The sequence below is a fragment of the Bacteroides rodentium JCM 16496 genome (genome assembly GCF_000614125.1).
In the GTDB taxonomy this organism is placed as follows: domain Bacteria; phylum Bacteroidota; class Bacteroidia; order Bacteroidales; family Bacteroidaceae; genus Bacteroides; species Bacteroides rodentium.
In genome coordinates, this window is the sequence record NZ_BAKJ01000015.1 from 78,118 (window position 1) to 91,833 (window position 13,716).

At 47.7% G+C, this 13,716-nt stretch carries 10 protein-coding genes and 1 pseudogene; 9 read left to right on the forward strand and 2 right to left on the reverse strand.

Annotation, left to right across the window (positions count from 1 at the left end; translation table 11 throughout):
- Positions 1-2: 2 nt before the first annotated feature.
- Positions 3-431, reverse strand: a complete 429-nt coding sequence (locus JCM16496_RS08975) for a DUF3408 domain-containing protein (protein ID WP_025833740.1) — start codon at positions 429-431, stop codon at positions 3-5.
- A gap of 1 nt (position 432) precedes the next feature.
- Positions 433-1,215: a ParA family protein gene (locus JCM16496_RS08980; RefSeq protein WP_025833742.1), complete on the reverse strand. Its 783-nt coding sequence runs from the start codon at positions 1,213-1,215 to the stop codon at positions 433-435.
- A gap of 567 nt (positions 1,216-1,782) precedes the next feature.
- Between JCM16496_RS08980 and mobA the strand changes: the two genes are divergently transcribed.
- The 9 genes and pseudogenes from mobA to asnS all read left to right on the forward strand — a co-directional run bounded on the left by mobA (position 1,783) and on the right by asnS (position 13,577).
- Positions 1,783-2,205, forward strand: coding sequence for a conjugal transfer protein MobA (mobA, locus tag JCM16496_RS08985; protein WP_025833745.1), 423 nt, complete (start codon positions 1,783-1,785; stop codon positions 2,203-2,205).
- Positions 2,190-3,458: a conjugal transfer protein MobB gene (gene mobB, locus JCM16496_RS08990; RefSeq protein WP_025833747.1), complete on the forward strand. Its 1,269-nt coding sequence runs from the start codon at positions 2,190-2,192 to the stop codon at positions 3,456-3,458. Before mobA ends, mobB begins: the two co-directional genes overlap by 16 nt.
- Positions 3,459-3,476: 18 nt before the next feature.
- Positions 3,477-5,486: a conjugal transfer protein MobC gene (gene mobC / locus JCM16496_RS08995; RefSeq protein WP_025833749.1), complete on the forward strand. Its 2,010-nt coding sequence runs from the start codon at positions 3,477-3,479 to the stop codon at positions 5,484-5,486.
- Positions 5,487-5,544: 58 nt separating this feature from the next.
- Positions 5,545-6,882 carry an RNA-binding domain-containing protein gene (locus JCM16496_RS09000; RefSeq protein WP_025833751.1) on the forward strand — a complete coding sequence of 446 codons (1,338 nt, stop codon included), beginning with the start codon at positions 5,545-5,547 and terminating at the stop codon, positions 6,880-6,882.
- Positions 6,883-7,155: 273 nt separating this feature from the next.
- Positions 7,156-8,472, forward strand: a complete 1,317-nt coding sequence (locus JCM16496_RS09005) for a DUF3945 domain-containing protein (RefSeq protein WP_025833754.1) — start codon at positions 7,156-7,158, stop codon at positions 8,470-8,472.
- A 26-nt stretch (positions 8,473-8,498) separates the two neighbouring features.
- Positions 8,499-10,586: a type IA DNA topoisomerase gene (locus JCM16496_RS09010; protein ID WP_025833755.1), complete on the forward strand. Its 2,088-nt coding sequence runs from the start codon at positions 8,499-8,501 to the stop codon at positions 10,584-10,586.
- 310 nt (positions 10,587-10,896) lie between these two features.
- Positions 10,897-11,763, forward strand: coding sequence for a radical SAM protein (locus JCM16496_RS09015; protein WP_244440286.1), 867 nt, complete (start codon positions 10,897-10,899; stop codon positions 11,761-11,763).
- A gap of 29 nt (positions 11,764-11,792) precedes the next feature.
- A complete protein-coding gene (locus JCM16496_RS09020; RefSeq protein WP_025833756.1) occupies positions 11,793-12,215 on the forward strand; it encodes a YwiB family protein in 423 nt (140 codons plus the stop codon).
- 19 nt (positions 12,216-12,234) lie between these two features.
- Positions 12,235-13,577 (forward strand): annotated as a pseudogene (asnS, locus tag JCM16496_RS09025) (asparagine--tRNA ligase).
- Positions 13,578-13,716 lie beyond the last annotated feature (139 nt).

The window sequence follows — 13,716 nt, forward strand, 5'->3', positions numbered from 1 at the left end:
AGCTAAAAGGGCTTTTGGAAGTGGCTTTCGTACAGTGTGTTTATCTCGTCTTGGTACTGCTCGAAGTGGCGCAGCAGAATGTTTTCCACGTAGCTGCTTACCGTCACCTTTCGCCCGCCTATCACTGTCACGATACGCATCAGCTTCTCGTGCGTGGTGCGGCTCACGTACAAGGGCTGTCGGTCTGCCAGTTCTACTTTCTGAAAATAGGTTTCCTGGTAGTCACCCGAACCGCCCTTGCGCTTGCGGGGTGTCGGTTTCTCCACCCGCACCGTTTCAGCCTGCCGTCCCTCGTGGGCGGTTTCCGTTTCGCCGCCGGGCTGCGGTGCATCATCCGGCTGGCTCTCCCGCTTGGCGGGTACGCCTTGCGAGATAAGTTCTTTCATGAAATCCTCGTCTATCTTCGGCATCCCGCCGCTTTGCTTTGCCATATCATTGTAATTTGATGTAGTACACTATTTCGGTTATCAGTTCTTCCAAGTTGCTTCCCCTCACCAGCGGGCGGCTGGCGGGAAAGAGCGTGGAGCGGAACACCGCCTTTCTATCCGCCACCAGTTCCTTTTTGTAGCGTTTGGTATCGGGGATAAAGGTTCTCATCAGCGGTAGTTCCAGTTCCTTAATGGTCTTGTCATAGGCGGCGTAGAGGTCTGTTTTTTCCCGACCGTCCACCATGTTCCAAAAGAGGTACAGCCCGGCAAGTCGGCAGGCTTCATTCTTCACCAATAGCTTTTGGATAGCCATTGCGAACGACAGGCTGCTTTCCAGCACCACCTTGTCGGCTGAAATGGGGGTGAAGATGTAGTCCATGCCCGCGAGGGAGTTTATCACGCCCTCGCTGTTCACCGTGCCGGGCAGGTCGAAAAAGACAATATCCGGCACGTGTCCGGCGGCTATATGTTCGTCAGCCGTTGCAATCGCCTTTTCGGGTGAACTGCACAATACCGGGTAGGCTTTCTTCCCCAGCCGGGTAAACTGTTCATACGCCATGCGCTTGTAATCTTCATCCGCTCCGACCTGCTCGGCATCCCGCTTGCGCATCCCGGCAATGGAGTGTTGGGGGTAGTCGCAATCGACCACCGCCACATCGTAACCTTTGAGGTAATAGAGGTAACTCGCCGCCAGCACGGTAAAGGTGGTTTTGCCGACCCCGCCCTTTTGGGTGGAAAAGGCGACATAAAGGGGTGTTTTCTCGTTTTCCATATTGCTTTCGTTCATTATTGGTTGATAGATTTATTTATTGCTTTCAATCAATCCAGCCATATAGCTTTCTTTGTTTCCATATTGCAATTTTGAAATATTGAAAGACTGTTTTATTTCAATCTTGTTTTCCTGCTTTCATTCTTCCTTGAAATATTGAAATCCTGCAATCACGTTTTTTTGAAATCCTGCTTTCAATCATTCTTGCCTGATTGAAATATGTCTTTCAATCTTGAAATCCGATGCAAAAAAAGGGAGAAAAAACGTCCCCTGAAAACCTTGTCCCGATTTGTCCTGTGCTGTCCCGATTTGTCCACCAACCACCTATTTTACAGCATTATAAATCACCGTTACTTTGCAGCGGAGTAACGAACCGCAGGGGGCGGAGGTGTAAAAACGGGCTGGTGAACGCAGGGCTTACCGTTCCACGCTAACCCCAATCCGTCCGTGACGGATTTCGATTTTCGTCAGAAAATAGCAAGGTGTGTTTTGTAGCATACAAAACGTTTTCCGTGCCTGAAAACGCCTTGCCCCTTGCGGGGGTAAAAATCACTCCGAAGTCGTAATTTTTTAATTGAAAGAAGTATGGAAACAAGAAGAACCAACAAGGGCGGTCGCCCCGCCCTCGCAGACCCGGCGAAGCACCGCCATGTCCTCTACCTGAACGACCGGGAGAACGCCCGCTTCCTCTCGCAATGGGAGCAGTCGGGCGTTACAAGCAAGTCCCGTTTTATCGCCGCCCGGTTGTTCGGCGAGCCGTTCCGGGTGGTGAAAGTGGAGAAAACAGCGGTCGAGTATTGCGCCCGGCTGACCGAATTTTATGCACAATTCAGAGCCGTGGCGGTCAATTACAACCAAGTTGTAAAGGCGTTGCATAGCAATTTTTCGGAGAAAAAGGCATTGGCTTTTCTCTATAAACTGGAGAAAGCGACCACCGAACTGGCGATGTTGAACCGTCAGGTTATCGACCTGACAAACGAGTGCAAGGAACTATGGTTGCCAAAATAAGCACGGGCGGCAATATGTTCGGCGCACTGGCTTACAACCAAAACAAGGTGGACAGCGAGGAAGCAAAGGTGCTTTTCTCCAACCGGATGCTGTTGGGCGAGGACGGGAATTTCTCTATCGGCGAGTGTATGCGCAGCTTTGAAATGCAGATGCCCGTCCAGCTATCCACCAAGAAGCCGATACTTCATATTTCCATAAACCCGCACCCGGAAGACGTGCTGACCGACCAGCAGCTTTCCGACATCGCACGGGAGTATATGCGGAAGTTGGGCTATGGCGACCAGCCTTATTTGGTGTACAAGCATACCGACATCGCCCGCCACCATATCCACATCGTTGGGTTGCGGGTGGACGAGAACGGCAAGCCGCTGAATGACAGGTTCGAGCATCGGCGCAGCAAGCAAATCACCCGTGAACTGGAAAGGAAATACAACCTGCACCCGGCAGAGCGGAAGGAGCGTGCCGAACGCCCGGAACTTAAAAAGGTGGACTATGCAGCCGGGGACGTGAAGCACCAAATCGGCAACACCGTGAAAGCGGCTTGCTATGGCTACCGCTTCCAGTCGTTCGGAGAGTACAAGGCTTTGCTTGCCGCTTACAACGTGTGCGCCGAGGAAGTCAAGGGTGAGGTGAACGGCAAGCCCTATCAGGGCATTATCTATTCCGCCATGAACGACAAGGGCGAAAAGGTGGGCAACCCGGTAAAGGCTTCCCGCATCGGCAAGTCGGTGGGCTATGAAGCGGTGCAGCGCAGAATGGAGAAATCGGGCGAAGCAATCAAGAACAGGAAACTGAAAGAGCGTACTCGGAAGATTGTAGCCACTGCCATGCAGACCACCCGCAGCCGCAAGGAACTGGAACAGCAGCTAAGGAAGCAGGGCATTGACGTGGTATTCCGTCAGAACGACAGCGGGCGCATCTATGGCGTTACGTTCATCGACCACGACAGCCGTGTGGTGCTGAACGGTTCACGCTTGGGCAAGGAGTATTCGGCGAACGTGTTCAACGAACGCTTTTCGGGCGAAACCGGAAAGATGCACCAGCCCGAAGTGTCAGCACCGCAGCAAGACCAATCCACGCATCAGGAACAGCCGGGCTTCATGCCGAAATCCGACATCGTTTCGGACGTGGCTTCCGTGCTGGGTGCTTTCGGCGGTTTGCTGGGCGGCGGTGCATCAGGCGGTGACGAGCCGCAGGACACCGCCCACCAAAAGAGAAAGAAGAAAAAGAAGCGCACAAGGCGCATCGACTAACTAAAAAACATTACAATCATGCAACAGGAAGATGATTTGAGAGGGCTTGCAAGGGTCATGGACTTTATGCGGGCTATCAGTATTCTATTCGTGGGAATAAACGTGTACTGGTTCTGTTACTCCACCCTGAAAGAATGGGGAATGACGTTTGAGGTGATAGACAAGATACTGTGGAACTTCCAGCGCACCACCGGGCTGTTCTCGTCCGTCCTTTGGACGAAACTTTTTGCGGTGGTGTTCCTCGCCCTGTCGTGCATCGGCACTAAGGGCGTGAAAGAGGAAAAGATAACGTGGGCGAAGATACATTGCAGCCTTGCGGCGGGTGTCGTGTTGTTTTTCCTGAACTGGTGGCTGCTGGAACTTCCGCTGCCACATACGGCGGACACGGCATTTTACATAGCCACGCTGTCGGCGGGCTATATCTGTATGCTCATGTCGGGTACGTGGATGTCCCGGCTGTTGAAAAATAACCTAATGGATGATGTCTTTAATACGGAGAACGAGAGTTTCATGCAGGAAACAAGGCTTATCGAGAACGAGTATTCGGTAAATCTGCCTACCCGGTTCTACTATAAGAAGAAATGGAATAACGGCTGGATAAATGTCGTGAACCCGTTCCGTGCCAGCCTTGTGTTGGGAACGCCGGGCAGCGGTAAGTCGTATGCGGTGGTAAACAGTTACATAAAACAGCAAATCGAGAAAGGGTTTGCACTCTATTGTTATGATTACAAGTTTCCCGACCTTTCAGAAATTGCTTACAATCACCTGCTTACACACTTGTGCGGCTACAAGGTAAAGCCTAAGTTTTACGTTATCAACTTTGACGACCCCCGCAAGAGCCACCGATGCAATCCGATAAACGCCAGCTTCATGTCGGACATTGCGGATGCCTATGAAGCCAGCTACACGATTATGCTTAACCTTAATCGCAGCTGGATAAGCAAGCAGGGCGACTTCTTCGTGGAAAGCCCGATTATTCTTTTGGCAGCTATAATTTGGTATCTCCGTATCTATCAGGGTGGTAAATATTGCACATTCCCGCACGCCATTGAACTGTTGAACAAGAAATACGCCGATGTGTTCACCATTTTGCGCAGTTATCCCGAACTGGAAAATTATCTTTCCCCGTTCGTAGATGCTTGGGAATCAGATGCCCAAGAGCAGTTGCAGGGGCAGATTGCCAGTGCGAAAATTCCGCTTTCAAGGATGATTTCACCCGCCCTTTACTGGGTAATGACAGGTGATGATTTTTCACTTGACATCAACAACCCGAAAGAGCCTAAAATCTTGGTTGTCGGCAACAATCCTGACCGCCAAAATATCTATTCGGCGGCACTGGGATTATATAATTCCCGTATCGTGAAGCTGATAAACAAGAAAGGTCAGCTTAAAAGTTCGGTGATAATAGATGAATTACCGACCATATATTTTCGGGGGTTGGATAATTTGATTGCTACCGCCCGAAGCAACAAGGTGGCGGTTCTGCTGGGCTTTCAGGATTACAGCCAGCTTACCCGTGACTATGGGGACAAGGAAAGCCGTGTGATACAAAATACCGTGGGTAACGTGTTCAGCGGTCAGGTGGTCGGTGAAACGGCAAAAATTCTATCGGAACGTTTCGGTAAGGTGTTGCAGAAACGGCAGAGCATGACAATCAACCAGCGGGAGAAGTCCACCTCGATAAGCACCCAAATGGACAGCCTGATACCTGCCAGCAAAATATCCAACCTCACGCAAGGTATGTTCGTGGGGGCAGTGGCAGACAACTTTGATGAACGGATAGAGCAGAAGATTTTCCATTGTGAAATCGTGGTGGACAATGAAAAGGTGAAGCGGGAAACCGCCCGTTACGTGAAGTTGCCGCAGATTATCGACTTCACCGACAAGGACGGCAACGACCGGATGCAGGAGGAGATACAAGCCAACTATGACCGCATCCGTCAGGAAGTCCGGCAGATTGTCGAGGACGAGATAACCCGGATTAAGAACGACCCGGAGCTATGCCACCTGATAAAAGAGGAAGAATAACCGATATTCTTTCCTGACAGACAGTATTTTTACTAATTTTGCAGACAAAGAAATGATTATGAATGAAAACCAAAATACGGAATGGAAAGAAAGCTGGCGTGACGAGTATCTGAAATGGATATGCGGCTTTGCCAACGCCACAGGCGGCAAGATATATATAGGTATGAATGACAACGGTAAGGTAGTCGGCGTTGCCGATGCTGACAAACTGCTGGAGGATATACCAAACAAAGTACGTGACGTGCTGGGTATCATCGTGGACGTGAACCTGCTGGAAGAAAACGGGCTGAAATATATCGAGATTGACGTGCCGCCTTATTCCAATCCTATCAATTACAAAGGTCAGTACCACTATCGCAGCGGCAGCACGAAACAGGAGTTGAAAGGTGCGGCGTTGAACCGTTTTATCCTGCAACGTACTGGCAGGCATTGGGACGAGTTTCCCATAGAGTGGGCAGGCATAGAGGAACTTTCCCCAAGCGCATTAGACCGTTTCCGCAAGGAAGCAGCGAGAAGCGGTCGTGTGGACGAAGATGTGTTGAAAGATACTACCGAAAATTTGCTGCACGATTTGCGGCTGATTGACACCCAAACCAACCGCCCGACCCGTGCCGCCTTGCTGTTGTTCCACCCCGACCCGGAACGCTTTGTAACCGGGGCTTATATCAAGATAGGTTTCTTCCGGGATGATAAGGGTAACTTGGAGTTTCAGGACGAGGTTCACGGCTCTTTAATGGAGCAGGTGGATAAGGCAATGGATTTGATAAAGACCAAATACCTGATTTACCGCATTTCATACGAGGGCATTTCCCGGCGTGAAACACCGCAGTTCCCGGTGGAAGCTGTCAGGGAATCACTGATGAATTGTGTGGCACATAAAGACTATGCCAGTGCCGTACCCATTCAGATTAGCGTGTTCCCCGACCATATCACCTTTTGGAACGCCGGGCAGTTGCCGGAAAGTTGGACGACCGAAAAACTTTTTGAAAGCCACCCGTCCTCTCCCTATAATCCGTTAATCGCCAACGCCTTTTTCAGAAGCGGGGATATTGAAAGCTGGGGACGTGGCTACAAGCGTATCTTGGAAGCTGTCAGTGCATACAAGTTGTTGCCGCCCAAACTTGAAATGTTAAGCGGTCTGATGATTACCTATTATACCGATATACGTTCGCAGCTATTGGCGCAGCGGGTGGATGAAAGGTATATTTCAGTTGTCGAGTATGCAGCCAAGAACGGACGTGTCACGAACTCGGACGTACAGAACATTTTGGGAGTAAGCAAGCCTACAGCATCCCGCATACTCCAACAAATGAATGGTTGGCTGGAAATGCAGGGTAAAGTGGGAAAAGGAACTTATTATGTTCCTAAATGGCTCACTAACGTATCGCAGGTATAATGCAAATTTTAATAAGTCGTTGATTATAAGGTATAAGGTCTATAATTAAATGGCTCATAAATGGCTCACCCAAAGAGAGTGATTAACTTCGCTCTCTTTTTTTATGCCCTTTTCAATTCTGCAACCAATGGTTGCGGAATTTCATCCCACCCGGACAAATTCAGACAGCGCAGGACAAATTCGGACAGCCTTTGCCGCCCGTCCAAATATAGCATGTTTAGTCGCTACCTTTGGGCGGGACTATTCCCGTAACCACTAAAATTCCAATTATTTATGGCAAACAGAATGACCCCGCCCGTAGAGGGGCAGGAAAAAGACGTGCTGCTGGTCTTGGATAAACAGCAGGGCAAGGTGAGTGCCGTTAAGGGTATCGACAAGGAGGGCAATTTGCAGACCGTGCCGCCGACACATGGCGGCGAGTTCATGCAGGTGGACAAGAACAGCGATGTGTTCAGCAACTTCATTTCCAATTTCTTCCGCAAGTTTCAGGACACTTCCGGGCTGGAACTGTTCAGCGTCAAGGCTTCCGAAGCGGAGCGGGACGCAAAGGCAATCGAGGACAACCACCGCAACCCGACACCGGAGGGCGGCAAGCGGGCTGAAATGCTTCGAGTTCCGAAGCCCGACTTCCACGAGTTCAAGCAGGGCTACCGCTTCGACCCGGCAAAAATCGACTGGGAGAACCTGAAAAAAGTCGGTATCACCGCCGACACCCTGAAAAACACGAAGGACTTCGACCGGGTAATGCGTGGCTACAAGTCCCGCAACACCTACACCGTTTCGGGAACAGTGGGCGGTTTCTACCTCAAACCTACCGATGTCAAGCTCTCTTTTTATCAGGCTAAGGACGGCACGGTAGTACCCAAGCTGCACGGTGTGCAGCAGGACGAGAAACTGTTGCAACGCCCGTTCCATGAACACGGGTTCACCAAGCAGGAACAGGGCAACTTGCAAGGCACTGGCAACTTGGGCGGCATTGCAGAAATCAAAGACCCGAAAAGCGGCAAGCAAATCCCCGTGTTCGTCAGCCGGGACAGGTACACACACGAACTGGAGTATATGCGGGCTGACAAGTGGAAATGCCCCGATACCATTTGCGGAGTGAAAGTCAGCCCGGAACAGAGAGCCGCCTTTGAAGCCGGGCAAGCGGTGAAAATGGAAAACCTGCAATTCAGGGACGGCACGAAGCGCAGTGCCTATTTGCAGGTCAGTGCGGTGGAACGTGGCTTGGAGTTCCTGCCGAGTTCTGCCGTCCAGTTCTTGCAGCAGGGGCAGCAAGCCGCAGAGCAGCAGGTAGCCGGGTTAAAGGACGGCAAGGGCGTTGAGTTCAACGGTCATGTGCAGCCCGGCGCACAGGGCAAATTCCCCGACAAGGTGCAGCCGAAAGACGTTACCCCCGCCGCCGAGAACCGGACACAGGTAGCGGTCAATTCGGAGGGCAAGACCAACGAAGCCACCAAGCAGGGCAAAGAGCCGCTGAAACAGGGTCAGGACAAGTCCACCGCCAAGCAGAAAGAGAAGCAGGAGAAAGCGCAGGACAAGAGCCTGAAAGCGGACAAGCCCAAGAAGTCCAAAGGAATGAAAATGTAATATCCACCATTAAAAAGTAAAGAATTATGATTGCATTGATAGCAGAGAAGCCCAGCGTGGCAAAGGACATCGCCCGCATCATCGGTGCAACCCAGCGTAATGACGGTTATCTTTCCGGCAACGGGTATATGGTGACATGGGCGTTCGGCCACTTAATCCAGCTTGCCATGCCGGAAGCCTACGGCGTGGCGAACTTCCGCAGGGAGAGCCTGCCCATACTGCCGCCCGATTTCCAGCTAATCCCCCGTCAGGTGAAAGCGGAGAAAGGCTACAAGGCAGACCCCGGCGTGCTGAAACAATTGAAAGTGATAAAGGAAGTGTTCGACAAGTGCGACCGGATTATTGTCGCCACCGATGCCGGGCGTGAGGGTGAGTTAATCTTCCGCTATATCTTCCATTACCTGAACTGCCGGAAGCCTTTCGTGCGCCTGTGGATAAGCAGCCTTACCGACAAGGCAATCCGTGAGGGGCTGGATAACTTGCAGCCGGGCGAATGTTACGATAACCTCTACCTCTCTGCCAAGTCCCGCAGCGAAGCGGACTGGCTGATAGGGATAAACGCCACCCAAGCGTTGAGCGTAGCCGCCGGGCAGGGGGTGTTCTCGCTGGGGAGGGTGCAGACACCCACGCTCGTGATGATATGCAGCCGCTATTTGGAGAACAAGCATTTCGTACCCGTCAAATTTTGGCAACTCAAAGTGGCGACCGCCAGCGGAGGGATAAGTTTCACCGCCCAATCGACCGCCAAGTGGGAACAGCAGCCCGAAGCCATAGCCGCCCTGCAACGGGTTAAGGATGCAGGGCAGCTTGCCGTGAAATCCGTTGAGAGGAAAGAAGCCAGCCAAGAACCGCCGCTTCTGTACGACCTTACCACGCTGCAAAAGGAAGCCAATACAAAGCTGAATTTCTCGGCTGACAAGACGCTTTCCATAGCGCAAAGCCTGTATGAAAAGAAAGTGATGTCCTACCCGAGAACCGGAAGCCGCTATATATCGGAGGACGTTTTCGATGAAATGCCGGAGCGTGTCGCCCTGTTAGGGCAATACCCCCACTTTGCCGGGTATGCCGCCGGGCTGGACGGTACACCCCTGAACCGCCGCAGCGTGAATGACGGCAAAGTGACCGACCACCACGCCTTAATCATTACCGAGAACCTGCCCGGCGAACTCTCCAAAGACGAGCGGGCGGTTTACGAACTGGTAGCCGGGCGTATGCTGGAAGCCTTTTCGGGCAAGTGCGTGAAAGGCGTTACCACCGCCATATTGTCGGCTGGAGATACCGACTTCACGGTGAAAGGGTCTGTGATGAAAGAAGCCGGGTGGCGTGCCGTGTTCGGCGAGCAGGAAATGGGCGGGGACGAAGAAGCCGCCAGCCTGCCGCCGCTCCAAGAGGGCGAAAGCCTGCCGATTTCCAACGTGGAACTGCTTGAAAAGCAGACCAAGCCGAAACCGCTGCACACGGAAAGCAGCCTGCTTGCCGCAATGGAGAACGCCGGAAAGGAACTGGAAGATGCCGAACTGAAAGCCAGCCTGAAAGATGCCGGGATAGGCACGCCAGCCACCCGTGCGGCGATTATAGAAACACTGTTCGCCCGCCAGTACATCGTGCGTGAGAAGAAGAACCTTGTACCCACCGACAAGGGGCTTGCCGTTTACAGGATTGTCAAGGACAAGAAGATTGCCGATGTCGAAATGACGGGCATGTGGGAAACCGCCCTTGCCAAGATAGAAGCGGGTAGCATGGATGCCGACACGTTCCGAAAGGGCATCGAGGTGTACGCAACACAAATTACCGCAGAACTGCTATCGGTGCAGCTATCTGTCGCTACTGGTGAAACTTGTCCCTGCCCGAAATGCAATAACGGGCGCATCCTGTTCTACCCGAAAGTGGCGAAGTGTTCCAACGTGGACTGCACGCTTACCATATTCCGCAACAAGTGCGACAAGCAGCTTTCCGACAAGCAGATTGTCGAACTGGTGACGAAACGCAAGACCGGGCTAATCAAGGGCTTCAAGGGCAAGAACGGAAAGGATTTCGATGCTTCGCTTGTGCTGGACGAGCAGTTCAATGTCGGTTTTTCATTCCCCGCAAAGAACGCGAAACCGAAGAAATAGCCTATCTTTGCCACTGGAATTTCATTGTGATAAGTTTTACAACTTATAATAATTGAAATTTTAGTGGTTGCGCCCGGCGGGAACCGGGCGCATTTTCAAAAAACTTTTCAATTTTTTTCTGTTATAACTTCCTAATATACAAAAAGAGTTACCTTTTTGTAACTATCTTACCGTCTTGTAACTTCTTTTTTTATACTAAGTATATTTATATCTTTGCAATCGAAAAAGATACTTAATATATCATGTTTACCGCATTGGTATATTTGTTTGGTGTCTTAACAATACATTATTAACTAATAAAAAAAGAATTATGCACTACACTGGAACTATTTGGCGGCCGCCTTACGAAGCATACTCAATGCTCATTCAAGTAACAGCTGGATGTACTCACCATTCCTGCAAATTTTGTACTTTATACGAAGATTTACCTTTCAAATTCAGGCTATCACCAATTGAAGAGGTAAAATCGGATTTAAAGGAAGCAAGTTATTATTATAGACACGCACAAAGGGTGTTTTTCACAGGTGCAAACCCATTTGTGCTTAGTGTGAATAAGCTTAAAACACTTGCGAAAATGGTACATCAATACTTTCCTGCTTGTCAGAGTATAGGGTGTTTTGCACGAATTACGGACATTACCCCTAAATCTGTTACAGAATTAAAAGAATTGCGAGAACTCGGATATGATGGAATTACAATCGGAGTTGAAACCGGATATGATGAATCTTTGATTTTCATGAGAAAGGGATTTCTATCAAAGGACATCATTGAGCAATGTAAGAAATTGGAAGAAGCAAATATTACCTATAACTTCTTTTATTTGACAGGAATTTATGGTAGTGGAAAAGGCAAGATGGGGGCAAAGGTAACAGCAGAAATTTTCAATCAGCTTCATCCGCAAATAATTGAATCTTCAATGCTTACAATTTATCCAACTTCGGAACTGTATAAGGAAATACAGGCTGGTAACTGGAAAGAAGAAACTGAAATTGAGAAGTTGGAGGAAATGAAGACTTTGATAGAAAATCTTAAAATTGATGCTCGATTTGTAACGGATGGGGCATCCAACTTAATTCAAGTTAGAGGCAATTTGAAAACAGATAAAACAAAAAATGATTGCTTTTCTAAAACAACAAATAGCAGAGCAAGACGAAGCTTATTTGAGAAGCTATCGTGAAAATCTGCCACATCTATAAAATCTATCTAATGAAAGCGGATATTAGAGTTATAGTAAAAGGTGTTCAACAATATGCTGATTATATTGACGAGATAGTGACTAATGCTATTGGAAAATATTCTATTGTTAATGGTCTGCATATTGTTGAATATCGAGAACTATGTAAAGGTGGACATATCATTGAAAACAAATTGGTAATCAGTAATAAATCTGTTTGTTTATACCGAAGTGGAAGTTTGTTCTCTGAAATGTCTTTCATAGAGGGAGAATGTACGGAATCTGATTATATTAATACAGATGGAGAACTCAATGTAAAAATCAAAACATTGTCTTATCATCCTACAATTGGTGATAACAATATTCATATTGAGTTGAATTATGACTTATTCATAAATAACCAGTTCCTCTCGAATAACTCCCTTACCATATTTGTTAATGAAATGGCATTGTAAACTATAATATTATGACTTTATGAAAATAAGAATAATTGATTTGTTGAAAACAACTACCTATAATATTAATGTAAGCGTAAACGGCTGGGTACGAACGCATAGACAAAGTAAAAACATTAGTTTCATTGCAATAAATGATGGTTCAACTGTTCATAATCTGCAAATTGTGGCTGAACATGAAAAGATAAAAAAAGATTTTCTTAAATTGGTAACTACCGGAAGTGCCATTCGGGTAGATGGTATGTTTGTACTATCTACTGGAAATCAGCAGCATGGAGAAATAATAGCCCAAAATATAGTTTTATATGGCACTGCCGACCCACAGGAATATCCTTTACAAAAGAAAGGACACTCGTTAGATTTTTTGCGGAATATTGCTCATTTGCGGATGCGAACAAATATTTTTGGAGCGATATTTAGAGTTCGTCATAATTTAGCTTTTGCTATACATAAATACTTTCATGAAAAAGGTTTTTTCTATTTTAATACTCCCATAATAACTACATCTGATGCAGAAGGAGCAGGAAAATTGTTTGAAGTAACAACGGGTGATAATCAAGATTTTTTGGTGTCCCGGCGAATCTAACTGTATCAGGGCAATTGGAGGGTGAACTGGGGGCTTTGGGATTAGGGGCTATTTACACATTCGGACCAACTTTTAGGGCTGAAAACTCGAATACTTATCGACATTTAGCTGAATTTTGGATGGTAGAACCCGAAATGGCGTTTATTGACATCAACGATAACATGGATTTAGCGGAGGACTTCTTGAAATATGTAATTCGCCATGCTATTGAAGCGTGTGAAAGTGATTTGATTTTTTTGAATAATACAGTAAATAGTGGTTTAATCGAAAGGTTACATTCAGTAGTAAATAACAAATTTGTTCGATTGCCATATTCACAAGCAATAGAAATATTGAAACAATCAAACAGAGAATTTGAAATTCCAATAGTGCAAGGCATGGATTTAAGCTCTGAACATGAACGTTTTTTAGTTGAAGAATATTTTTGTTGCCCTATCATTGTTACGGACTATCCTAAAGAAATAAAAGCTTTTTATATGAAGTTGAATGAAGACGGTAAAACTGTACGAGCAATGGATATTTTATTTCCACAGATAGGAGAGATAATAGGAGGTTCCGAGCGTGAATCAGATTACCTGAAATTACGCCAGCGAATGGAAGAATTGGGTATGAATGTGAAACAATTATGGTGGTATCTTGAAACACGAAAGTTCGGAACTGTTCCCCATGCAGGATTTGGGTTAGGATTTGAAAGATTAGTGTTATTTGTTACAGGAATGTCAAATATTCGTGATGTGATACCATTTCCACGTACACCGAAAAATGCCAATTTTTAAATCTTTTAAGTTTGAACGGTGCAAAAATACATCAATGAAATATTACTTCGCATTAATGAAGAAATGGAATTGCGTGGTATTGATGAGAATGTCAATACAGAAGATGCATTATATATGATAGATGTTATACGTGAAGAGT